This is a genomic window from Streptomyces sp. NPDC000878 (assembly GCF_053599695.1).
This window is the reverse complement of the sequence record NZ_JBSFMT010000038.1, coordinates 1-21899: the sequence shown is the minus strand read 5'-3', so window position 1 is coordinate 21899 and position 21899 is coordinate 1. Positions and strand designations below refer to the sequence as shown.

The 21899-nt window shown below is 70.2% G+C and carries 21 protein-coding genes; 8 read left to right on the top strand and 13 right to left on the bottom strand.

Going from position 1 to position 21899, the window contains the following annotated elements:
- Positions 1 to 261 precede the first annotated feature (261 nt).
- The gene (mftR, locus tag ACWDR4_RS28980; RefSeq protein WP_450413109.1) at positions 262 to 915 is read right to left on the bottom strand and encodes a mycofactocin system transcriptional regulator; all 654 of its coding nucleotides are present in this window, start codon (positions 913 to 915) and stop codon (positions 262 to 264) included.
- Positions 916 to 1058: 143 nt separating this feature from the next.
- Between mftR and ACWDR4_RS28975 the strand changes: the two genes are divergently transcribed.
- On the top strand, positions 1059 to 1472 hold the full coding sequence (locus ACWDR4_RS28975; protein ID WP_450413035.1) for a CoA-binding protein: 414 nt from the start codon (positions 1059 to 1061) through the stop codon (positions 1470 to 1472).
- 88 nt (positions 1473 to 1560) lie between these two features.
- On the opposite strand, the gene ACWDR4_RS28970 is transcribed toward ACWDR4_RS28975, so the two are convergent.
- Both ACWDR4_RS28970 and ACWDR4_RS28965 read right to left on the bottom strand, forming a co-directional pair.
- Positions 1561 to 2076, bottom strand: coding sequence for an SgcJ/EcaC family oxidoreductase (locus ACWDR4_RS28970; protein ID WP_450413034.1), 516 nt, complete (start codon positions 2074 to 2076; stop codon positions 1561 to 1563).
- Between the two features lie 217 nt (positions 2077 to 2293).
- Positions 2294 to 3760 (bottom strand): alginate lyase family protein, encoded by a 1467-nt coding sequence (locus ACWDR4_RS28965; RefSeq protein WP_450413108.1) that lies wholly within the window; start codon positions 3758 to 3760, stop codon positions 2294 to 2296.
- 148 nt (positions 3761 to 3908) lie between these two features.
- Here ACWDR4_RS28965 and ACWDR4_RS28960 point away from each other — a divergent pair, with 148 nt between their 5' ends.
- The gene (locus ACWDR4_RS28960; RefSeq protein ID WP_450413033.1) at positions 3909 to 5144 is read left to right on the top strand and encodes a 4-hydroxybenzoate 3-monooxygenase; all 1236 of its coding nucleotides are present in this window, start codon (positions 3909 to 3911) and stop codon (positions 5142 to 5144) included.
- Positions 5145 to 5183: 39 nt separating this feature from the next.
- Here the strand turns inward: ACWDR4_RS28960 and ACWDR4_RS28955 are convergent, their stop codons facing one another.
- Positions 5184 to 5741, bottom strand: a complete 558-nt coding sequence (locus ACWDR4_RS28955; RefSeq protein WP_450413032.1) for a YbaK/EbsC family protein — start codon at positions 5739 to 5741, stop codon at positions 5184 to 5186.
- Between the two features lie 43 nt (positions 5742 to 5784).
- Positions 5785 to 6357 carry an XRE family transcriptional regulator gene (locus tag ACWDR4_RS28950; protein WP_450413031.1) on the bottom strand — a complete coding sequence of 191 codons (573 nt, stop codon included), beginning with the start codon at positions 6355 to 6357 and terminating at the stop codon, positions 5785 to 5787.
- Positions 6358 to 6499: 142 nt separating this feature from the next.
- Here ACWDR4_RS28950 and ACWDR4_RS28945 point away from each other — a divergent pair, with 142 nt between their 5' ends.
- A complete protein-coding gene (locus ACWDR4_RS28945) occupies positions 6500 to 7357 on the top strand; it encodes an EamA family transporter (RefSeq protein ID WP_450413030.1) in 858 nt (285 codons plus the stop codon).
- A gap of 106 nt (positions 7358 to 7463) precedes the next feature.
- Here the strand turns inward: ACWDR4_RS28945 and ACWDR4_RS28940 are convergent, their stop codons facing one another.
- Positions 7464 to 8231, bottom strand: a complete 768-nt coding sequence (locus tag ACWDR4_RS28940) for an acyltransferase (protein ID WP_450413029.1) — start codon at positions 8229 to 8231, stop codon at positions 7464 to 7466.
- 107 nt (positions 8232 to 8338) lie between these two features.
- Here ACWDR4_RS28940 and ACWDR4_RS28935 point away from each other — a divergent pair, with 107 nt between their 5' ends.
- On the top strand, positions 8339 to 8866 hold the full coding sequence (locus ACWDR4_RS28935; protein WP_450413028.1) for a gamma carbonic anhydrase family protein: 528 nt from the start codon (positions 8339 to 8341) through the stop codon (positions 8864 to 8866).
- Between the two features lie 61 nt (positions 8867 to 8927).
- Here the strand turns inward: ACWDR4_RS28935 and ACWDR4_RS28930 are convergent, their stop codons facing one another.
- From ACWDR4_RS28930 to ACWDR4_RS28920, 3 genes are all read right to left on the bottom strand, one after another.
- Positions 8928 to 9572: a DedA family protein gene (locus tag ACWDR4_RS28930; RefSeq protein ID WP_450413027.1), complete on the bottom strand. Its 645-nt coding sequence runs from the start codon at positions 9570 to 9572 to the stop codon at positions 8928 to 8930.
- 555 nt (positions 9573 to 10127) lie between these two features.
- Positions 10128 to 11117 (bottom strand): carboxylesterase family protein, encoded by a 990-nt coding sequence (locus tag ACWDR4_RS28925; protein ID WP_450413026.1) that lies wholly within the window; start codon positions 11115 to 11117, stop codon positions 10128 to 10130.
- A gap of 67 nt (positions 11118 to 11184) precedes the next feature.
- The gene (locus tag ACWDR4_RS28920) at positions 11185 to 13107 is read right to left on the bottom strand and encodes an RICIN domain-containing protein (RefSeq protein WP_450413025.1); all 1923 of its coding nucleotides are present in this window, start codon (positions 13105 to 13107) and stop codon (positions 11185 to 11187) included.
- Positions 13108 to 13659: 552 nt separating this feature from the next.
- Between ACWDR4_RS28920 and galU the strand changes: the two genes are divergently transcribed.
- Positions 13660 to 14610: a UTP--glucose-1-phosphate uridylyltransferase GalU gene (gene galU / locus ACWDR4_RS28915; RefSeq protein ID WP_450413107.1), complete on the top strand. Its 951-nt coding sequence runs from the start codon at positions 13660 to 13662 to the stop codon at positions 14608 to 14610.
- Positions 14611 to 14626: 16 nt separating this feature from the next.
- On the opposite strand, the gene ACWDR4_RS28910 is transcribed toward galU, so the two are convergent.
- Together ACWDR4_RS28910 and ACWDR4_RS28905 are read right to left on the bottom strand one after the other, a co-directional pair.
- Positions 14627 to 15289 carry a formylglycine-generating enzyme family protein gene (locus ACWDR4_RS28910; RefSeq protein WP_450413024.1) on the bottom strand — a complete coding sequence of 221 codons (663 nt, stop codon included), beginning with the start codon at positions 15287 to 15289 and terminating at the stop codon, positions 14627 to 14629.
- A 51-nt stretch (positions 15290 to 15340) separates the two neighbouring features.
- Complete coding sequence (locus tag ACWDR4_RS28905; protein WP_450413106.1) at positions 15341 to 15778, bottom strand: DUF4442 domain-containing protein; 438 nt, start codon at positions 15776 to 15778, stop codon at positions 15341 to 15343.
- An 86-nt stretch (positions 15779 to 15864) separates the two neighbouring features.
- Between ACWDR4_RS28905 and ACWDR4_RS28900 the strand changes: the two genes are divergently transcribed.
- Together ACWDR4_RS28900 and ACWDR4_RS28895 are read left to right on the top strand one after the other, a co-directional pair.
- Positions 15865 to 16977 carry a hypothetical protein gene (locus tag ACWDR4_RS28900; protein ID WP_450413023.1) on the top strand — a complete coding sequence of 371 codons (1113 nt, stop codon included), beginning with the start codon at positions 15865 to 15867 and terminating at the stop codon, positions 16975 to 16977.
- A 105-nt stretch (positions 16978 to 17082) separates the two neighbouring features.
- Positions 17083 to 18384, top strand: a complete 1302-nt coding sequence (locus ACWDR4_RS28895; RefSeq protein WP_450413022.1) for an MFS transporter — start codon at positions 17083 to 17085, stop codon at positions 18382 to 18384.
- Positions 18385 to 18412: 28 nt separating this feature from the next.
- On the opposite strand, the gene ACWDR4_RS28890 is transcribed toward ACWDR4_RS28895, so the two are convergent.
- Together ACWDR4_RS28890 and tuf are read right to left on the bottom strand one after the other, a co-directional pair.
- Positions 18413 to 19204 (bottom strand): spermidine synthase, encoded by a 792-nt coding sequence (locus tag ACWDR4_RS28890; protein ID WP_450413105.1) that lies wholly within the window; start codon positions 19202 to 19204, stop codon positions 18413 to 18415.
- Positions 19205 to 19358: 154 nt separating this feature from the next.
- On the bottom strand, positions 19359 to 20528 hold the full coding sequence (gene tuf, locus ACWDR4_RS28885; protein ID WP_450413021.1) for an elongation factor Tu: 1170 nt from the start codon (positions 20526 to 20528) through the stop codon (positions 19359 to 19361).
- Positions 20529 to 20994: 466 nt separating this feature from the next.
- Here tuf and ACWDR4_RS28880 point away from each other — a divergent pair, with 466 nt between their 5' ends.
- Entirely contained in the window at positions 20995 to 21801 is an 807-nt protein-coding gene (locus ACWDR4_RS28880) for a TVP38/TMEM64 family protein (protein WP_450413020.1), read from the top strand.
- The last annotated feature ends 98 nt before the right edge of the window (positions 21802 to 21899 follow it).

Below are 21899 nucleotides of genomic sequence, written 5' to 3'. Positions count from 1 at the left end.
TTGGTTGGGCGGTTCGTTGTCGGACGCGGGCCCGGTGGGGGCTGGTCGCGCAGTTCCCCGCGCCCCTGAAAAGCAGGGGCTGCGCCCCATGCTTTTCAGGCCCGCAGGGCCAGGTCTTTCGCTTTTAGGGGCGCGAGGAACTGCGCGACCAGCCCCCACCGCCCCGCAGCCAAACGACTCGGGACGGCCGGATCTTTTAGGGGCGCGGGGAACTGCGCGACCAGCCACAACGGCGCCGCACCCAACCACCAACCGCCCCCCTCACCCCCTCCCGACAGCCCCCTCAAACCCCACCGCAAGCTGCCGCATCGCCTGATCCAACAACGCCCCCAAACTCGCCTCCTCATCACTCAGCCAGTGCTCATACGCAGCAATACACGCAGCCAACGCCGCATGCCCCAACAGCCGAGGCAGCAGATCGGACACCGGCAGCCCCATCCGCCGAGCCGCAAACGCAGTGACATGCGCCCGCCACGTCGTATACCGCACGGTCGAGTCCGCCTGAAGCGTCGGCACCCGCAGGATCAACGTCATCCGCTGCCGATGCCACGGCACCACCGCCGGATCGAAGCGATTGAACTCGACCACTGCACCACGCAACGCGTCCATCAGCGGAGCGCCCGGATCGGTCCCCGCCAGCAACTGCTCGAACCTCAGCAGCTGATCCTCGAAGTCGCCCCACACGAGGTCGTTCTTGGACGCGAAGTAGCGGAAGAAGGTACGTCGGCCGATGCCGGCGGCAGCCGCGATGTCATCGACGGTCGTGGCGTCGAACCCCTGCCGGGCGAACAGTTCGAAGCCCAGCTGTTCGAGCGCGGCCCGCGAGGTCACCCGGGGCCGACCCGTACGGCTCACCCCCGCCGCTCCGCCCGCCACACTCTCCCGCCGTCCCGTGTCAGCAACCACACCGCACATCATGCATCGGCCGAGCCCCGGACACCCCGCCCCGGCGGCAACGCGGGGAATCATCGCAGGCCGACCACTGTTGTCGCGCACAACAGCGGCTGAACGAATCCCGTTGCACGAACCCCGCTGTACGAACCCCAAGGAGGCCGGGCGTGTACGGCGACCCAGCGACCATCCGCAAGATCCTGACCGAGGCGGGCGACACCTGGGCGATCGTGGGCCTGTCGTCGAACGAGCAGCGGGCCGCGTACGGCGTGGCCAGGGTCCTCCAGCGCTACGGCAAGCGCATCATCCCCGTCCACCCGAAGGCCGAGACGGTCCACGGCGAGCAGGGCTACGCCTCGCTGGCCGACATCCCCTCCGACATCGACATCGACGTCGTCGATGTGTTCGTGAACAGCGACCTCGCCGGTCCGGTCGCCGACGAGGCCGCCGCCATCGGCGCCAAGGCCGTCTGGTTCCAGCTCGGCGTGATCGACGAGGCGGCGTACGACCGTACCCGTGCCGCCGGGCTCGACATGGTGATGGACCGCTGCCCCGCCATCGAGATCCCCCGCCTCGGCTGACGCACGAGCCCGGCCGACCGGCAGGACCGGTGGGCCGGGCTCAGGTGACACTGGGGCCAGTTCACCCCACGAGTTCACTCCCCGAGATTCACTCCGCGGGCAGAACCGACGAGTGGTGGTTCTGGATGAGCCACTTGCCGCCGATCTTCTCGTACTCGTACGTGTAGCGAGCCTCGACCGTCGACTTCGCACCGGTCGTCGGGTCGGTGACGTGGAACTCGTAGAGCCCGGTGTCGATCGCCGAGTTGTCGTCGAGGATGTTGACGATCGTCTCGAGCTTCTCGCCCACGGGCTTCTTCTTCAGGAAACTCACGAAGTAGTCCGCGATCTCGGCGTGCGTGGTGCGGATCTTCGGCGAGAGCGTCGGCAGGAGCACGGCGTTCGGCGCGTAGAGAGCGGTGACCTTCTCCGGGTCACCGGTCTGGAGCGCGGCGTTCCAGTGGTCGAAGAGACCAGCGATCTCCGCCTTGCTCGGCAGCGCGTGCTTCGGCTTGGACGCCTGGTGCTCGGGCGACGCGGCACTGACGCCGGCCGTGATGGTGCCCGCAGCAACGAGCGCTGCGGCGGTGGCTATCGCGGCACGGCCGCGCAGGTGATGCTTCATCACAACTCCTGTTCGAGGGACTCCTGTTGGGGGCAGGAATGGTTGTCACTTTCACGGAGCCGCGGTAAAGACCGGGCCATCACATGTCCTCTAAATGGACAAGGAAGTTCCAAATAACGGACAGCGATCATGCGGATACCGAGGGACAGAGCAGAAATCCCTCTCAATCACTCCAAATTCCTCTACGAGTTGACCAAAGTTCGACTTTTCGGCGCCCTTACTGTGCAGTGCCGCCGGATCGATTGCGCCTGCGCAGCAGCAGAAGTCCGCCCGCGAGCGCGGTGACACCGGTCGCGGCGGTCCAGGCGACGACATCCGTCGTCCCGGTCGCGGCGAGATCATCACCCTTGCCACCCTGAGGAGTCACACCCCCAACCGGACTGGCACTCGAACTCACACTCGCACCACCACTCGCAACCGCACTGGCACTGCCACTGGCAGCAGGACTCGGACTTGCGCTCGCCCCCGCACTCGCACTCGCACTCGCCCGATCCCGACTGAACGCCAGTGTCCCGAAGCCCAGTTGGTCGAATCCGCCACTGTTCGGGCCGTAGTCACCGCCGCCGCCCTCGGGGGACGCCTGGGCGGCGATACGGGTCAGATAGGTCGCGGACAGGCCCCGCCGCTTGGTGTAGTGGTTGGCGATCATGGCCCAGATCGGGCGGGTCATCGCCGGGTCCACGGCGGCGGCAGCGGTCGCGGTCTCGCTGCCCGACCAGCCGTTGACCGCACCCTTCCTGCGGGTGTTCGCCGTGTACGGCACCTCGGCGCCCATGCTCCACTTGGCCACGTACTGGGCGCCCTTGAGGAACCGGCTGTCGTCGTAGCCGTACAGGTCGATGCCCTGGTTCCAGGCCATCTCGCAGATCGTGCCCATCAGGCCGACGCCGAGCAGCGCGTGGCCCTGGTCGCGGCCCGCCTCGACCCACTCGGCGAGGCCCTCATCCTCGTACACGACGGGCATGGCGTTCTTGACCGAGCCCATCCCGGCGCCGTGCTTGAAGTACTCGACGGCCCGGTCGATCTTCGCGCGGTCGTCGCAGAGGATGCCGACGGCCAGGACGCAGGCGATGGCCGTGAGGTCCCAGTTGGCCCAGTAGTTGGTGACGACGGCGTCGTTGTGGTCCGCCAGGAAGTCCTCGCTGAGCGGATAGAAGACGTCGAGCATCATCTTCTGGAAGCGCGCGAGGTCGAAGTCGGCGTGCTCGCGGACGAGTTCGGCCGCGTTGGCGAACTGGTAGCCGTACAGGCCCGCCGCGAGGAACCGGTCGGCGGAACCCTGCAGCGAGGTCAGCTTCGCCGACCAGGCGTTCAGGATCGCGACGGCGGTGTCCCCGTACGCGCTCTCACCGGTGACATGCCAGCGCAGGGCGTTCTGGTAGGCGGCGTGGATGTCGTTGTAGAGGATCGCGTAGTTCTGCGGCGAGCCCGAGCCCCGGTAGACCGTGGCCTGCGGATTGGCCGTCCAGCCGCTCTGCGCATGCCGGTTGGCGGTCAGCCGCGCGAAGCCCGCCGTGTACGGCGCCGCCCCGGCCTTCACCTTCTTCGCCATCCGGTCCAGATCCGTACGTGTGTGCAGCAGACCCGGGTGTACGAGGCTCGCGCCGGCCGCCGTGGCCTGCGGGGCGGCGACGGTCGTACCGAGGGCGACGGCGCCCGCCGTCACGCCGGTGAACTTCAGCATGCCGCGACGGCTGATCTGTGTGTTCAAAGCTGCGGTCCTTGATTTGGAGGGGGGTGAGGCGCGTACGGAGAGGAGACGCGCCCCAGGACCACCGATAACGAAAAGTGCGGGTTACCCAACCAAGGCAAGCGGTCGACATAATGACGGAGTGACCTTCGCCTCACCTCCCCCCGGCCCCACGCCCAACTCCCCGTCCGCGCAACGCTTTCCGGTCGTGATCGTGGGCGCCGGACCCGCCGGGCTCACCGTCGGGAACATCCTGCGGGCCGCCGGTATCGACTGTGTGGTGCTGGAGACGGAGAGCCGGGCGTTCATCGAGCAGCACCCCCGGGCCGGGTTCATCGAGGAGTGGGCGGTCCGCGCGCTCCAACAGCGGGGCCTGGCCGACACGTTGCTGGAGCGGGCCGGTACGCACACGAAGTGCGAGTTCCGGTTCGGCGGCCGACGCCATCGCTTCGAGTACGCCGAACTGTCGGGCCATCGCCACTTCGCCTATCCCCAGCCGCTGTTGGTGACGGACCTGGTGCGCGAGTACGCGGACGTACGCGGCGGGGACATCCGGTTCAGCGCCAAGGACGTCCTCGTGCACGACCTCGACACCGACCTGCCCTCGGTGTCGTACGTCTCGGCCGAGACGGGCCAACGGGAGTACGTACAGGGCGAGTTCATCGCCGGTTGCGACGGGGCGCGTGGTGTGACCCGTACGGCGATTCCAGCGGCGCACGCCCGCGTCGCGCGCCACGACTACGGCATCGGCTGGCTGGCCCTCCTCGCCGAGGCGCCGCCGTCCAACGACTGCGTGATGTTCGGCATCCACCCGAACGGCTTCGCCGGGCACATGGCCCGTGGCTCCGAGGTCACCCGCTACTACCTGGAGTGCCCGCCCGGCGACGACCCGGAGAACTGGCCGGACGACCGCGTCTGGGCCGAACTCCGCGAACGGCTGAGCGCGTTGGGGGCGCCCCCGCTCAACGAGGGCCGCCTGATCGAGAAGCGCGTGCTCGACATGCACAACTACGTGGTGGAACCCATGCAGTTCGGGCGGCTGTTCCTGGCCGGCGACGCGGCCCATCTCACCGCGCCCATCGCCGCCAAGGGCATGAACCTCGCCCTGCACGACGCCTTCCTGCTCGGCGACGGACTCGTCGACTACCTCACGAAGGGCGACCCCGACGGCCTGAACGGCTACTCGGACGCGTGTCTACGCCGCGTCTGGCAGTACCAGGAGTTCTCCCTGTGGCTGTCGGACATCTACCACGGGGCGTCGTCGGGCGACCCGTTCCGCTCAGGCACGACCCTGGCCCGCCTCCGCCGCATCCTCAACTCCCCTGCGGCGGCAGCCGCGTTCGCCGACGTGTACATCGGCAGGGACGCCGACCACTGACCGACCACTGACACCGGCTCACCAGACGGCCCCCTGAGGTCAGTTGACGCCCAGCCCCTCCAGCACCACCGCACCCGGCAGCCCGGCGAACGCCTTCCCCGGCACCAGCAGCTTGCCGCGCCGACGACCACTCCCGACGAGCACCCAGGGAAGGTCGACGACGGCCGAGTCGACCAACAGGGGCCAGGATTCCGGGAGTCCGATGGGCGTGATGCCCCCGTACTCCATCCCGCTCTCCCCGACGGCCGTGTCCATCGGCGCGAACGAGGCCTTGCGGGCGCCGAGTTGGCGACGCACCACCCCGTTCACATCGACCCGGGTGGCGGAGAGGACGAGACACGCGGCGAGGGTGGTCTCGCCGCCGCGCTTCCCGGCCACGACCACACAGTTCGCCGACTGTTCGAGCAGCTCCGGCCCGTAGTGCTCCAGGAAGACGGCGGTGTCGGCCCACTTCGGGTCGGTGTCGACGTACAGGATCTGGTCGGCGGGCACGCTACCGGTCCACCGGTGTACGGCGCCGGCGACCGGACCGACGAGTTCGTCGAGGCAGTCGGGAGCGGGGATGGCCGTGGCGAAGTCTCCGATGGGTGCACGCATGACGGCACGCTAACAGCCGCGGAAGGCCACCCGGCCGGGCGCCTCAGCTCACCGGCGGGACCGACACCGACATCATCATCTCCATCGGTACGTCGCCGTCGTTGCCGTACGTATGAGGCACGTTGGCCTCGAAGGTGGCGGTCGCGCCCGCCGGGACCCGGTGCTCGACGCCGTCAACCGTGAGCGTCAGTTCGCCCGCCGTGACATGGAGCAGCTCGACCGTGCCCGCGGGGTGCGGGTCGGACGGACTGCTCTCGCCGGGCATGAGCCGCCAGTCCCACAGCTCCAGCGGGCCCGGCGCCTCGGCGCCCGCGAGCAGCCGGTTGTAGCTGCCGGCGTCGGTGTGCCACAGCCGTACGGCCTGGTCGGCAGGGACGATGCGGACCTTCGGCCCCTGTTCGTAGTCGAGCAGGGTGGTGATGCTGACGCCGAGGGCGTCGCCGATCTTCACGACCGTGCCGAGGCTGGGGTTGGTGCGGGCCTGCTCGATCTGGATGAGCATCCCGCGGCTGACCCCGGCCCGGGCGGCGAGCGTCTCCAGGGTGAAGCCGCGCTCGGCGCGCCAGCGCTTCACGCTGCGCGCCAGCGACTGGGTCAGCAGGTCGAGATCCGACAACGTTCCACCCTGAGGACAAGATTCCGAGCACAAGACTGAACACGAGACTACTGGTACAAAATTCTGAATGACAGAGTTCACTTCACTGCACTACGGTGTGGTGAACCGAATCGTTCACTCCACTGTACTGCGAGGCGTCCCGATGACCGCATTCTTCGCCCTGGCCACCAGCCTCCTCTGGGGGCTGGCCGACTTCGGCGGCGGACTGCTGACCCGACGCATGTCCGCGTTGACGGTGGTCGTGGTCTCGCAGTCGATCGCGGCGGTCGTCCTCGGCGCGATCGTGGTCCTGACGGGCGGCTGGAGCGAGGCCGGTCCACGGCTGTGGTTCGCGTTCGCCGCGGGCCTCGCCGGACCGGTGGCCCTGCTCTCCTTCTACAAGGCGCTCGCCCTGGGCCCGATGGGGGTCGTCTCCCCGCTCGGCTCCCTCGGCGTCGCCGTCCCCATCAGCGTCGGGCTCTTCCTCGGCGAGCGTCCCGGGCTGATCCAGTTCGCGGGGATCGCGGTCGCCGTCGTCGGGGTCGTCCTCGCGGGCGGACCGCAGCTCAGGGGCGCGCCCGTGCAGCGGCAGGCGATCCTCCTCACCCTGCTCGCGGCGTTCGGCTTCGGCACGGTGTTCGCCCTGATCGCGGAGGCGTCGACCACCCTCACCGGCCTGTTCCTCGCGCTCTTCGTCCAGCGCGTGACGAACGTCGCCGTCGGCGGCGCCGCGCTGTACGTCTCGGTCCGCCGGGGCGGCGCGGCCCTCCCGGCGGGCGGCTTCCCCTGGCAGTCCCTTCCGGCGCTCGCCTTCGTCGGCCTCGCCGACGTCGCCGCCAACGGCACCTACTCGATCGCGGCCCAGCACGGCCCGGTCACCGTGGCCGCCGTACTCGCGTCCCTCTACCCGGTGGTCACGGCCCTGGCGGCACGCGGTTTCCTCAGCGAACGCCTACGCGCGGTGCAAGCGGCGGGCGCGGGCCTGGCCCTGGTAGGCACACTCCTACTGGCAACGGGCTGAACGGGCGCCCCTGGAGAGGCAGCCCCGAAGGGGCGCCTCTCCAGGGGCGCGGGGAACTGCGCGACCAGCCACGACGCACCCGCAACTTCACACCGAACCCACAGCGTCAGTACTCCCCGGCATCCAGCTCCGCAAGCCGCGCCGCAGCCCCCGCATCCAACTCCGCCAACGCCCGCAACTGCTCCGGAGTGATCCCGTCAGGGATCGGAATCGGCGCCGGAGTCCGCAACGGTGGCCGCCATCCACCGTCCGGCGTCCACCGGCGCACGACCTTGGCCGGAGCCCCCGCCACCACGGCGTGGTCCGGCACCGTCCCGCGCACCACCGCACCCGCCGCGACCACCACATTCCGCCCGATCCGCGCCCCCGGCAGAATCACCGCACCGGTGCCGATCCAGCAGCCCGGACCGATCTCCACCGGCTCCATACGCGGCCACTGCTTGCCGATGGGCTCGTGCGGATCGTCGTACGAATGATTGGTGGACGTCACATAGACGTACGGCCCGAAGTAGCAGTCGCTGCCGATGGTGACCGTCGTGTCGGCGATGACATGGCTGCCCCGGCCGAGGACGACTCCGTCGCCGATGCGCAGGATCGCGTCCGGGCCCATGTCGAGGTCGGGCATCAGCCCGGCCGTCAGGGTCACCTGCTCGCCGACGATGCAGTGCGAGCCCAGCTCGATCCAGGGTTCGCCGAAGACCGTGCCCAGCGGGAAGGCGAGCCTGGTACCTGTTCCCATCGCCCGGAAGGCCAGCCGCCCGGGGTTCTCGGCGGTCACGGAACCCGTGCGCTGCACCCAGGCCCAGCCCGCGTGCACCGCGCGCTGGGCCAGCCGACGCCGCCATGACGAGAACGTGTTCTTGGGCTTGGACACCCGCTCACCGTACTCACGGCGGGCAGGCCCCAGCATGCGCAGGACCTGTGATCTTCACCCCACGGAGGTGGCGTACGGTCTGGGGTAATCCAGGACCAGGAGGCGAGATGGCGCACAGGGCGTTGATCACCGGCATCGGTGACAGGGAACCGAAAGTGGACGAAGAAGCCTTCGTGGCACCCACGTCCACGGTGATCGGAGACGTGACTCTGGAGGCGGGCGCGAGCGTCTGGTACGGCGCGGTCCTGCGCGGCGACGTCGAGCGAATCTCGGTCGGCGCCGACAGCAACATCCAGGACAACTGCACCCTGCACGCCGACCCGGGCTTCCCGGTCACGATCGGCGAACGCGTCTCCGTAGGCCACAACGCGGTCGTCCACGGCGCAACGGTCGAGGACGACTGCCTCATCGGCATGGGCGCAACAGTCCTCAACGGCGCGGTAATCGGCACAGGCTCCCTGGTAGCAGCCCAGGCCCTGGTCCCACAGGGCATGCAGATCCCGCCAGGTTCACTCGTAGCAGGCGTACCGGCAAAGGTCCGCAGAAACCTGACGGACGAGGAGCAACAGGGAGTCACCTTGAACGGCACGCATTACGCACAGCTGGCCAAGGCCCACAAAGAAATCCACGGCTAGACCGGCCACCCCAGGGGCGCGGGGAACTGCGCGACAAGCCACAACGGCCCCGCGCCCGAAGTCACTCAGAAGCCCCCACGGTCTCAACGTCCCGCACAACCTCCTGCGCCTTCTTGGCCTTGCGCTTCAGCACCAGCATCGACGTAAGCCCGAACAACACCGCCAACACCAGCCCCAGCCAAGAGAACCGCTTCAGCCACGACTCGGCGACGATCCCCAGGTAGTAGATGACGGCAGTCGTCCCACCCGCCCAAACGATCCCACCCAGCACATTGGCGATCAGAAACTTCCAGTACGGCATCCGCAGCACCCCCGCGAGGGGCCCCGCAAAGATCCGCAGCAAGGCAACGAAGCGGCCGAAGAAGACGGCCCACATGCCCCACTTCTCGAACGACCGCTCCGCAGTCGCGATGTGCCCCTCGCCGAAGTGCCTGGGGAACTTCCCGCCGAGCCAGGCCAGCAACGGCCGGCCACCCTTGCGCCCGATGGCATAGCCGATCGAGTCACCGATGATCGCGCCGGCGCTCGCGCACGCACCGAGGACGAACGGGTCGATCTCCCCGTGCTGGGAGGCGAGCAGCGCGGCGGAGACCAGGATGATCTCGCCCGGCAGCGGAATGCCCAGGCTCTCCAGCCCGATGACCAGTCCCACCAGCGCGTAGATACTGACCGCCGGGATCGTCTCCAGCCATTCCTGCACGTGCAACGCCGGTTTCCTTCCGATCTCGCCGTACGCCGGGTAAGTCTGCGGGAAGCCTACCGGGTCACGGTGACACCGAGGCCGCCTCCGAGTCCCACAGGTCGCACTGGTGTTCCCGCCCAGTAGCGGCACTCAGGACGTTCCCGCCCCCGGTACTCGACCATCTGCGGCGACAGCACCCGCCGATCGGCGTCGAACGGCGACTGTCGAAGTCCGTACCCAGGGTTCCGTAGCGAGGCGAAGGGCGGCGAGGTCCGGTCGGCGAACTCGTACGTGCAGACCGGACCGCGCTTCGCCAGCACCGTATCGAGCCGCGGCGCGGGGCAGGCGAACAGTCCGTCGCCTTGGGCGGTGCCGTGGGCGATGCTCGGTGAGGGGCACGCCGACAGCGGTTGACGCCCTCGTCTGCGTGAACGCCCGCCCGGCGGTAGGCCGGACAACTCCGTTGTCCGACAAGGCGATCCTAGCCCTGGCACCGCACCCCTCCAGGCCGCGATGGCGAAAATGCCCTACCCCCTCCACCCTGAAGGGTGGACCACTGGGCAAGCGTTCGACAGCGAGCTAGGGCGCGGGCAGGAAGGCCCCGCCGGTCACCGGGGCCCAGTCGAAGCCGCCCTGCGCGGCCAGGATCTCGGCGGCGGACCTGGACCGCAGGCAGCCGACAGCGTCGGCACCGGTGCAGCCCAGCTTCTCCGCGAAGGCCGCGCCCTGTGCCGTCGCCGACGTGTGCGGACGCGCCGCGCAGTCGTTGTACGCGCCGCTCTGCACAATTCCCGCCCGGTACAGGCCCGTTGAGGTCGGCGAGGCCAGCTGTGTGCACACCGAACGGCCGCCGGCCGACTCGCCGGCGATGGTCACCCGGCCCGGATCGCCCCCGAAACGGCCGATGTTGGCCCGTACCCAGCGCAGGGCCGCCTGCTGGTCGAGCATGCCGAAGTTGCCGGAGACCCCGTCGCGCGCCTCGCCGTCGAGGGCGCCCGTGGCGAGGAACCCCATCGCTCCGAGGCGGTAGTTGACGGTCACGACGACCGCCCCGGTACGCCGGGCGAAGGTGTCCGGCACGACATCCTCGCCGGCGCCCGCGGTGAGCCCGCCGCCGTGCAGCCAGACCAGCACAGGAGTGCGTACGGCGCCTGGTGGGACGTACACATTGAGGTCCAGACAGTCCTCGGTGTGACTCGGCTGCTCGTAGCCGGGGTCCCAACTCGACGTCTGTACGCACCTGTTGCCGAACTCCCCTGCGGCACGCACCCCTTGCCACGGCTCGACCCTCCGCGGGGCCCGCCGGCGGAGGGCACCGACGGGCGGCTCGGCGTAGGGGATGCCGAGGAACTGCCGTCCCTCGGCGGTGACTTCACCCCGTACCCAGCCCGCGTCGGTACGGACGAGGGCCCCGTCCCTCGCGGCCTGCGCCGCCGGAACGGGGGCCACGAACAGGGCGACGACGGCCAGGAGCCCGACCGCCAGCCGACGCAGCGCGCGACCGCCTCCACCCTGTTCACCCCGTGCACCCCGTACGCCCTGTTCACCCCGGTGATCGATGTCGGTCATCGGCCGTCGCTCCTTCTGTGGGGGAAGGTGATCGCGCCGGGGAAACCAGGACCGACAGTGACTCGTGTCAATCACCTGGGCGCAGGAGTGACCCGACAGCCCCTGTGACCGACCCGACCGTCTGCACGACCGAGACGATGACCGGCTCCACGGCGCCCACCGCGTCCAGCGGCTGCGGCGGCGCGGCCGTGGCAGGGGCGGGCGCAGGCGCGGGCTCGTCGCAGCAGTCGTCCACGACGTAGCGAGTCTCGAACTGCTCGTCAGAAGTGGACTCGGGTGAGGGTGCGGGTGTGGGCACGGGCGACCCGGCCGGTACCGAACTCCCGTCACCGGCATCGGACTTGGGCCCCTGCTGATCCTTCTCCCGCTGCTCGGACTCCCCGTCCTTCGTCCCCTTGTCGTCCTTTGCCGCGCCGCTCCCCGGCCGGTCACCCGTCCCGGCGGTGGAGTCGTCGGGCGTGGACGGCTCGGAGGCGAGCGTCCAGGTCTCCCCCGCGGCCCCGGATCTCGTTCTGACCACGACGTCCGCGCCGGCGCGGAGCGAGACGGGCGCGACGACCAGTTCCTCGCGCCAGCGGGGCAGCAGTTCGCCCTGGACGGTGAGGTCGTAGCGGACCTCGTCGGCCTCCGCCGCGTCGGACCCGACGCAACCCGCGAGGACGACGTCTCCGTCGGGGGCGTGCGAGTCGAGGCACAGGCTGGGGTCGGCGAGGCTGCGCAGGAGGCCGTCGTACTCGTACGACCACCGCTGGGTCGCGGCGGAGGAGCACACGGCCAGCCGGGTACCGGCGCCGGCCACGACCCGGCCGCCCTGGACGTCCAGGCACAGGCCCGTCGCGAGGTGGCGCAGCCTGCCGCGTTCGGCCATGCCGGGGTAGGCGGCGGCGGTGGCCGAGGGCGTGTCACCGCTCGGCGGCCGGGAGTCCCGCCCCGGGGCGGTGGAGCCCGGGGACGTGGAGCCCGGGTCGGACGAGTAGCCGCTCGCCGCGCCCCAGGTGGCCATCGGGACGGTGCTCTCGTCCGACCAGCCACGGGCGGTGAGCACGGTCGCGAGCAGTGCGAAGGACAGGACACCGACCCCGACGGCCACGGCGCGCGTGCGCCGCCTCGGGGGACCGAACCGCTCGTCGGGCAGCGGGAGATGGGCCATGAGGCGATGGCGGCCACCGCTGCCGGGACGCCCGCCCCGGCCGGTCTGCTTGCGGGGGAAGGTGCCCGGGCCGCCGCGGCCCGGGCGGGAGTCGAGATAGCGGCGGGCTCCCCAGCCGAGCACCGCCTCGGCGAGCAGCGTGCCGAGTTCGCCGTCGAAATGGCTGAGTTGCTCGGCCGCGTGCCGGCAGTGACGGCACGTCAGCAGATGCTGTTCGACATCGGGCAGCAGAGCGCCGCCGCGTCGGATCGGGACGTCGAGGAGACGGTTGTAGAAGCGGCATTCCTTGGTCGGCGCGAGTTCGCGATGAGCGTGTACAAGAGCGATCCGGAATTGCTCACGTGCCTGCTCCAACGCTGTCGAAGCGCTTCCGGAGTCGACCCCCAGCAGACCGGCCGGTACGGATATGGGCTCGGCCTCGACCTCGGTGTGCCAGAGGAGGCACTGGGCCGCTCTCGGCAGGATGCCGAATGACCGCTCGGCCAGTTGCCGCTTTTCGGATGTCCGGGCCCTCGCCGCGCGTAGACCACGCGCACCGGTGGGTTTGCGGAGTTCCGGAAGCAGCACCGAAATTCCGTCCTCGGCGGACCACTCCCGGACCGTTTCCCGTACTGCCACGAGGAGTTGGGGCCGCAGCGCCCGATTCGACTCCCCGCGCTCCAGCCGCCCGAACACCCGGTGAAAGGCCGACGTGGCCGCCATGGTCGCGAGGTCCCCCTCGGCCGCGAGGCAGATGGCCGCGTAGTCGTATGCCGCCTGCCAGTGCCGTGCCAGCAGCAGTGCGACGGCGTACGCGCTCTCGCCCTCCGCCCGTCCGCGCAGTCGCGCGGCGAGGTTCATGTCGGATTCCCCCGGGCTCGCGCCAGGACGAGGCGGGTAGGGCGGGCGCGGTGGGTGAGGGGATTGCACAGAACCAATTCCTTCCAAGCCGCAGGACGGCGCGAGCGAATTGCACATCCACCGGAAAGCAGGTGCCTGATTGGTGCGTACCTACGACTCGTCACCTGTGGGACTTCGGGTCGACCGGCACGGAATCCCGAGCGGAGGGAAAAGGGGGTCTGACCTCTGCCCCCGCGCGAGGAGGCTCACACTCGCACACCCGTCTCACAGGAAACAAGCAGTTCGAGTGACCGAAGTTCAAAACGAAGCGAATTCAGATGTGTTACCACCGGTATCCGCACCGGCTTTCGAAATCGCACCCCGGACAGGAGTCAAGTTGTGTGCATGAGCACCCCGATGGCACACACAATCTTCAACTTCCGGCCCGGCGAGGGGTGTAGGTCACCGATGTAGGTCACCGAGGCCGACCTGTGAACGACTCACGGCAGGCCCACAGGCCGCGCCCACCATTCCTTCGGGGGTTTCTCATCCCGGTGGGCCAGCATGAGCCGCATGATCGTCCCCCACACCTCACCCAGGACCGTCCGCAAGGCGGTCGTCCCGGCCGCCGGTCTCGGCACCCGCTTCCTCCCCGCGACGAAGGCGACGCCGAAGGAGATGCTGCCGGTCGTCGACAAGCCCGCCATCCAGTACGTCGTCGAGGAGGCCGCCGCGGCCGGGCTGGACGACATCCTGATGGTCACCGGACGCCACAAGCGGGCCATCGAGGACCACTTCGACAACGCGGCGGAACTCGAACAGGCGCTGGCCGCGAAGGGCGACACCGTACGGCTGGACGCGGTACGCGATCCGGCCCGCCTGGCGAACATCCACCACATCCGGCAGGGCGATCCACTGGGCCTCGGCCACGCGGTGCTCTGCGCCCGCAACCACGTGGGCGACCAGCCCTTCGCGGTCCTCCTCGGCGACGACCTGATCGACCCGCGCGAGACCCTGCTCGCCTCGATGCTGGACGTTCAGGCCCGGTACGGCGGCAGCGTGGTCGCGCTGATGGAGGTCGACCCGGCGCAGATCCACCTCTACGGCTGCGCGGCCGTGGAGCCGACCGGCGAGGACGGGGTCGTGCGCGTCACGGGCCTGGTGGAGAAGCCGTCGCACGAGAACGCGCCGAGCCGGTACGCCGTCATCGGCCGCTATGTCCTGGACCCGGCCGTCTTCGGAGTCCTGGAGCGCACCCCGCCGGGCCGTGGCGGCGAGATCCAACTGACCGACGCCCTACAGGAGTTGGCCACGGGCGGCACGGTCCACGGCGTCGTCTTCGACGGCCTCCGATACGACACCGGCGACAAGGCGGACTACCTGCGCACCGTCGTCCGCCTGGCCTGCGACCGCCCGGACCTGGGTCCCGAATTCGTGTCCTGGCTCAAGGAGTTCGTGGCGGGCCTCGGCAGCGCGAGCGGGCCGTCCACGGACGCCGACCGTGCGGGTGTGATCGCGGCCTGAGAGGTCGGGGACCGGCTCAGCCGGACCGTGCGACGCGGAAGCCCACGTCGTCGACACGGAAGGTCGGGTGGCTTCGGCGGCGTACCGAGGCCCGGCAGCTCCAGTGCTCGTCGAACCACCCGCCGCCGCGCAGCACCCGGTAGGTGCCGTAGACCTCTGCGTCGTAGAGGTCCCAGCACCACTCCCACACATTGCCCAGCATGTCGTACAGACCCCACGCGTTGGCCTGTCGGCCCCCCACCGCGCGGAGCCGCCCGTCCGAGTTGCCGCGATGCCAGGCGATGTCGTCGAGCGGGCCGTAGCGGGCGCCGTCCGTACCGGCCCGGCAGGCGTGTTCCCACTCGGCCTCGGTGGGCAGCCGATACCCGTCGGCCGAGGTGTCCCATGCGACGTCGGCGGCGCTCAGCCGATACGCGGGGGCCAGTCCCTCACTCCGGGAAAGCGCGTTGCAGAACCGGACCGCGTCCAGCCAGGAGACGCTCTCGACAGGCAGCCCGTCGCCCGGCGCGGTGCTCGGCGGGTGGCCGGCGATCCGCTCGTACTGGATCCGGGTGACCGGACAGGCCGCGAGGCGGTAAGGGGAAAGGTCGACCGGCCAACTGCGCTGCGTGCGCCGGTCGGACAGCGCCACGCGTCCCGGCGGGACAGCGATCATCTCGGGTTCCGGGCTGACGTCCATGAGCGGCCGATCGTATCAAGGACCGCCCCACGAACGGCTTCTGAGGGGCCGTCAGCTGTTCGGGCGGAGGGTCCAGATGACGGTCATCTCGCCCGTGACGGCGCCGTCCTCGCGCTGGATGGCGACGGTCACCGGGAACTCGGGGCGCTTGCCCTCGTCGAGTTCGGCGACGACCTCGGCGGCGGAGCGGCCGAGGGTCGCGGTGGCCTTGACCGGGCCGAGCGCGATCTTCTTGAACGCGATCTCGGCGGTGACGGGCAGCGGCACGGCCCGGGAGAGCTGATCGCCGAAGGCGGCGAGCACGATCGCGCCACTGGCCGACTCGCCGAGCGTGAACATGGCTCCGGCGTGCGGTCCGCCGACATGGTTGCGGTACTCGCCCTGGTCGGGCAGAGCCAGGACGGCCTTCTCCGGAGTGGTCTCCAGGTATTCGAGGTTCAGCGTACGAACCATCGGCACCGTGGCGGTGAGAAGTTCGCCGATCGACATCTGGTCTGCGCTCATGACCGCATGTTACCCATGGGTAGCCAATTCTGACCAGATGCGGCGGGTCGATCCCCGTATCGTTACCGGCCATGTGGCCAGAACAGCAGCCGCCCGGGGGCGAGCAGAACCCGCAGGACCCGCACAGCCCGCAGCACGCGCAGGTCCCGCCGCACAATCCCTACCAGCAGCCGGGCTATCAGCAGCCGAACCCGTACCAGCAGCCCGGATACCAACAGACCGGGTATCCGCAGCCCAATCCCGGTCCCAATCCCTATCCCCAGCCCGGATGGGGCGCTCCGGCGCCGATGGGCACTCCGCAGCCGCCGTCGGGCGGAGACGGCGGCGGGAACCGGACGAAGATCACCGCGATCGTCGCAGCCGCCGCCGTCGTGATCACGGCCGGGGTGACCGGGTTCCTCGTCCTGGGCGGTGACAAGGAGGAGACGGCGAACTCGGGCGGCAACGGCAAGCAGTCCGGACAGTCGGCGCCCGCCTCGACGTCCGTGTCGGCCTCCACGGACCCCGGCGACTCGGCCTCCGCGTCCGCTTCCGCGACGGCCCCGGACGACAACCCGCGGGACTCGCAGGCCGAGCAGCCGACCGTCGCCGGCTGGAAGGTGGTCGTGAATCCGAAGTGGGGCACGGCCTTCGACGTACCGGCGGAGTGGGAGGTGAAGTCGCCGGGCACGCTGATCGGCTTCGAGGACACCGACGCCAAGGCCGGCGCCAAGCCGCTCATCACCATGTCGGCGCCCGCGTACTACAAGCCGAAGTGGTGCGTGTCGGACGACGACAAGGACGGCCGTACGTCGGACACCGCGCTCTCGGCCGTGGGCACCAAGGGCGCGAGCGGCGCGAAGAACGCCGACGAGGTCGCGCTGAACCAGGTCCCCTGGTGGGTCTACGGCGGCTACACACAGCCGGACAAGAAGAGCCTGGTCTTCGACGAGAAGGCGACGCCGTACACGACGAAGTCCGGCATCACGGGGAGCCTCGCCCGGGCCCACTCGAAGAACACGCCCAAGACGGGCAAGTGCGCGAGCGACGGCAAGGCCGTCACCTTCGGCTTCAAGAACTCGGCCGGCGACTACGTGGCGTGGAGCCTGTACGGCGCCACGGGAGTCACCGGCGAGGTCCCCGAAAAGACGATCATGCAGATCCTGAGCACGGTACGGCTGCACGGGGACCCCACCGGGGCGTGAGGGGCGGGTGCTGGGGCGGCGACGACCGGCTGAAACCGGCCGTCCCGGTCACGAGGGGTCGGAAAACGGATTGGCAAGTCGGCGGCGGGCCGCGATAGTCGCCCGGTGACCTCCGCCGACTCCCCCGCCATCCGCCCGCGGCGCCCCTCCTGGGCAGGCCGCAACTACGTCCTGCTGACCGCCGCGGCGGGCGTGACGAACCTCGGCAGCAACGGGGCGCTGGTCGCCGCCGCGTTCGCCGTGCTGGAGGCGGGCGGCGACGCCGGTGACGTGGGGCTGGTGGCGGCGGCACGGACCCTGCCGCTGGTGCTGTTCCTGCTGATCGGCGGCGCGGTCGCCGACCGGCTCCCCCGGCACCATGTGATGGTCGCCGCCAACGCCCTCAACTGCCTCTCGCAGGCGGCGTTCGCGGTGCTCGTCCTGGCCGGCGAGCCCCAACTGTGGCAGATGATGCTCCTGACCGCGCTCGGCGGCACCGCGCACGCGTTCTTCAGCCCGGCGGCCGAGGGCATGCTGCTCTCCTCGGTCGAGGGCGAACAGGCCGCCCGTGCCTTCGCGGTGTTCCGGATCGCGATGCAGAGCGCGGCGATGGGCGGCGCGGCCCTCGGCGGTGCGATGGTCGCCGCACTCGGGCCCGGCTGGGTCCTCGCGGTGGACGCGGCGGCGTTCGCGGTCGCCGGGGCGATGCGCTCCTTCCTCGACGTGAGTCACATCCCGGCACGCGAACCGGGCGGCGGGATGCTCTCCGATCTGCGGGAGGGCTGGCGGGAGTTCGCCGGACGGTCGTGGCTGTGGGTGATCGTCGTCCAGTTCGCCGTCGCGAACGCGGTGATCGGTGCCGCCCAGTCGGTCTACGGCCCGCTCGTGGCCCGCGACAGCCTCGGCGGGGCGGGGCCCTGGGGGCTGGCGCTGGCCGTGTTCGGGGGCGGCACGGTCGCCGGTGCCGCGCTGATGATGCGCTGGAAACCACGCCGTCTGCTCCTCGCCGGCACCCTCTGCGTGTTCCCCCTGGCCCTGCCCGCAGCCGCGCTCGCCGTACCGGTACCGGTGGCCGTGCTCTGCGCGGTGATGTTCGTGACGGGCCTGACGATCGAGGTGTTCGGCGTGAGCTGGATGACCGCGCTGCATCAGGAGATCCCCGAGGACAAGCTCTCCCGTGTCGCCGCGTACGACTGGTTCGGCTCGGTCGCGATGCTCCCCCTCGCCATGGCCCTGGCGGGCCCGGCGGAACACACTTTCGGCCGCGCCCCGTCCCTGTGGGGCTGCGCGGCCTTGGTCGTGCTGGTGACGGCGGCGGCCCTGTGCGTACCGGACGTGCGGAACCTCACCCGGCGCACAACGAAGGTCACCCGGGACCCGGCTCAGGAGGCCCCGGTGAAGGGCGAGTTGGAGAGCACCGGTGGCTGATCCGCCCACCGCCCACGCCCACCGACATTCAGCCGATACCGAAGGCCCCCTCCGGCGGCTCCGGTGACGGCACCGCCTCCTCGTCCCGTACGGGTGCGGCGCCTCCGATGAAGTCCCGTAGCGCGGGCCCGTGTTCAAGACGGGCCGGAAAGGCGTCGGAGGCAACCCGACGGGCAAGAGCAGCCGCCTCCAAGGGCCGGTGCGCGGCGACGAGTACCGCGTTCCCGAACCGCCGCCCCCGCAGGACACCCGGCTCGGCGATCAGCGCCAGTTCCTCGAACACCACGGAAAACGTGGCGAGTTGGGACCGCAGAAAGGCGAAGGGCGCACCATCGGCCAGGTTGGCGAGGTAGACCCCGTCACCGCGCAGCACCCGCTCGGCCTCTTCGGCGTACGCGAGAGACGTCAGATGCGCCGGAACACGCGACCCGCCGAACACATCGGCGACGAGCACGTCGGCGGAGTCGTCGGGAGCGCCTTCGAGCCAGGCACGGGCATCGGCCGCGTGCAGGGCGATGCCCGCGCCGACAGGCAGCGGCAGATGCTCCACGACCAGATCGAGCAGCCCCCGATCGGCCTCGACGACATCCTGCCGGGATCCGGGCCGGGTGACGGCGACATACCGGGGCAGCGTGAGCGCACCCCCACCGAGATGCACCACGTCCAGCGCCCGCCCCGCCTCCGCGACGGTGTCCAGCACATGCCCGAGCCGCCGCGCGTACTCGAACTCCAGATACGTCGGCTCATCCAGATCGACATAGGACTGAGGAGCCCCGTCGACGGTAAGCAACCAGGCACGCTTCCGGTCGATGTCAGGCATGAGCTTGGCAACGCCGTGGTCGACGGCTCGGGTGACGGGTATGGGCTCGTCGTTCACTTTCTCATTGTGCCTGGGAGGAGCGCCGGGAAGGGGCGCGGGGAACTGCGCGACCAGCCACACTCGGCCGGCAGCCCCCCACGCACCCAAACCACCCTCACTCGACGGCAGTCACGGTCCCCGCCCCCACAGTCCGCCCACCCTCACGAATGGCAAACCCGAGCCCCGCCTCCAGAGGCACCTCGCGCCCGAGTTCGACGGTCATGGAAACCCGCTCCCCCGGCCGCGCCACGGCGACCTCCCCCAGGTCCACGTCCCCGACCACATCCGCCGTACGGATGTAGAACTGGGGCCGGTACCCGGTGGAGACGGGCGTCGAACGCCCACCTTCCCGTGTCGACAGCACGTACACCTGCGCGGAGAAGCGACGGCTCGGGACAACACTGCCCGGCGCCGCGACCACATGCCCGCGCCGGACGGAGTCCCGAGGCACCCCGCGCAGCAGCAACGCCACGCTGTCCCCGGCCTGCGCCTCCTCCATGGGCTTGCCGAACGTCTCCAGCCCCGTGACCACGCTCTCCAGCCCCGCGCCGAGCACTTCGACCCGGTCGCCCACGCGAACCGTGCCCCGCTCGACCGCGCCCGTGACCACCGTCCCCCGGCCGGTGATGGTGAGCACGTTCTCGACCGGCAACAGGAACGGCGCGTCCAGATACCGCTCGGGCATGGGCACATACGTGTCCACCGCGTCGAGCAGCGCGTCGATCGACGCCGTCCAGCGCGGGTCGCCTTCGAGCGCCTTCAGCCCCGACACCCGTACGACGGGTACCGCGTCGCCGCCGTAGCCCTGCGCGGTGAGCAGGTCGCGGACCTCCAGCTCGACGAGGTCCGTCAGCTCCTCGTCGCCCGCGTCGGCCTTGTTGAGGGCGACGACGATGTGGTCGACGCCCACCTGCCGGGCCAGCAGGACGTGTTCGGCGGTCTGCGGCATGATCCCGTCGAGCGCGGAGACGACGAGGATCGCCCCGTCGAGCTGCGCGGCCCCGGTGACCATGTTCTTGACGTAGTCGGCGTGGCCGGGCATGTCCACGTGCGCGTAGTGGCGGGTGTCGGTCTCGTACTCGACGTGCGCGATGTTGATGGTGATGCCCCGCGCGGCCTCCTCCGGGGCGCGGTCGATCCGGTCGAACGGGACGAACGTGCCGGAGCCGCGCTCGGCGAGCACCTTGGTGATGGCGGCGGTCAGGGTGGTCTTGCCGTGGTCGACGTGGCCCATCGTGCCGATGTTGAGATGCGGTTTCGTGCGGACGTATGCCGTCTTGGGCATGGGGTACCTCGAAGCCTTTTCCAGCGGTACTGAGTGAAGGCCCCGGCGCGGAGAACGCGGCCGGGACGGGGACCCCGAGGAAGTTCGCCGACCCTCCCCCTGCGGGGTCCGCCGGACGATCCGGGAAGGGTCAGCTTCGGGCGCCGTCTACGGTGGCCACGATGATCGGGACGGCAGCCTTCGGGGCATCCGCGACCGCGGATGCTGCGAGAGGGAAGGCGTACCGGAACATGAGGCCGATCATCGCCGACGCGTCACGCCACGTCGAATGGTTTTCCGCCGGCTCCGGCGACGAGGGCTCCGACGAGGGCAGGGACCGCCGCCGCAGTGGCGCATGTCACCGGTGTGCCGTTTCCGCAGGGTGTGGGCGCACGTGTCACCCGACTCACCGAGAGTTCCGCTCACTGTTCCCCCGTTGAGCCGAACCATACGGCGATCACACATACTCCTCGGATAGCCTCGGCCAATGCTCGATGCCACCACCCGTTCTGGGGGCACCGCCACGGCCACTCCCCCGGCCATCGCCACGGAGCTTCCCCCGCTCTCCACGGCCGCAGTCCTCGTCGCCCCACCCGGCGGCCTCACCGCGCGCTGCACGAGAGCACTGCTCTCGCCGTGGTCACGGCTGTCGCTCCTCGTGGCCCTGCTCGGCGCCGCGGCGTCGTGCGTCCTGCTCTTCGAACCGCAGCGGCTGCTGGCCGACGGCTGGCCACCCCAGGTCGGCGGTGCCGCGGCGGCGGTCGTCTTCGGAGCGGCGTACGGAGTGTGCACCGTGGCGTTCGTGCCACGCCCGCTGCTGAATCTCGCGGCGGGCGCGCTGTTCGGTTCCCAGGTGGGCCTCGCCACCGCGCTCGCGGGCACGGTCCTGGGCGCCGGGGCCGCCTTCGGCCTGGGCCGCGTCCTGGGCCAGGACGCGCTGCGCCCGCTGCTGCGCGCCCGCTGGCTCCAGGCTGCGGACGGCCAGCTCAGCCGACACGGCTTCCGCTCGATGATGGCGGCGAGACTGTTCCCCGGAGTGCCCTTCTGGGCCGCGAACTACTGCGCCGCCGTCTCCCGCATGGGCTGGCTGCCGTTCCTGTTCGCGACCGCCCTCGGGTCCATCCCCAACACCGCCGCGTACGTCGTCGCGGGCGCCCGCGCCTCGTCGCCGACCTCCCCCGCCTTCCTGATCGCGATGGCCTTCATCGCCGTACCGGCCGTCGCGGGCACCGTCGTGGCCTGGCGCAAGCGGCATCACCTGCGCGGCCACGGAGCACCCTCGCAACCTCTCTAAAAGGCGCCCCTTAAGAGTCCTTGCAGAATGATCTCGCTGTGGCACGGTGGAGGTGTATGTGTTCCCGTGTTCTGTGGGGTGTGGCCATGGCGCGGCGG

Coding starts and splice junctions, on each gene's coding strand:
- mftR (WP_450413109.1), bottom strand. CDS start 915: ATGTGCGGTGTGGTTGCTGACACGGGACGGCGGGAGAGTGTGGCGGGC.
- ACWDR4_RS28970 (WP_450413034.1), bottom strand. CDS start 2,076: ATGAAGCATCACCTGCGCGGCCGTGCCGCGATAGCCACCGCCGCAGCG.
- ACWDR4_RS28965 (WP_450413108.1), bottom strand. CDS start 3,760: ATGCTGAAGTTCACCGGCGTGACGGCGGGCGCCGTCGCCCTCGGTACG.
- ACWDR4_RS28955 (WP_450413032.1), bottom strand. CDS start 5,741: ATGCGTGCACCCATCGGAGACTTCGCCACGGCCATCCCCGCTCCCGAC.
- ACWDR4_RS28945 (WP_450413030.1), top strand. CDS start 6,500: ATGACCGCATTCTTCGCCCTGGCCACCAGCCTCCTCTGGGGGCTGGCC.
- ACWDR4_RS28935 (WP_450413028.1), top strand. CDS start 8,339: ATGGCGCACAGGGCGTTGATCACCGGCATCGGTGACAGGGAACCGAAA.
- ACWDR4_RS28925 (WP_450413026.1), bottom strand. CDS start 11,117: ATGACCGACATCGATCACCGGGGTGAACAGGGCGTACGGGGTGCACGG.
- ACWDR4_RS28920 (WP_450413025.1), bottom strand. CDS start 13,107: ATGAACCTCGCCGCGCGACTGCGCGGACGGGCGGAGGGCGAGAGCGCG.
- galU (WP_450413107.1), top strand. CDS start 13,660: ATGATCGTCCCCCACACCTCACCCAGGACCGTCCGCAAGGCGGTCGTC.
- ACWDR4_RS28910 (WP_450413024.1), bottom strand. CDS start 15,289: ATGGACGTCAGCCCGGAACCCGAGATGATCGCTGTCCCGCCGGGACGC.
- ACWDR4_RS28905 (WP_450413106.1), bottom strand. CDS start 15,778: ATGTCGATCGGCGAACTTCTCACCGCCACGGTGCCGATGGTTCGTACG.
- ACWDR4_RS28900 (WP_450413023.1), top strand. CDS start 15,865: ATGTGGCCAGAACAGCAGCCGCCCGGGGGCGAGCAGAACCCGCAGGAC.
- ACWDR4_RS28890 (WP_450413105.1), bottom strand. CDS start 19,204: ATGCCTGACATCGACCGGAAGCGTGCCTGGTTGCTTACCGTCGACGGG.
- tuf (WP_450413021.1), bottom strand. CDS start 20,528: ATGCCCAAGACGGCATACGTCCGCACGAAACCGCATCTCAACATCGGC.
- ACWDR4_RS28880 (WP_450413020.1), top strand. CDS start 20,995: ATGCTCGATGCCACCACCCGTTCTGGGGGCACCGCCACGGCCACTCCC.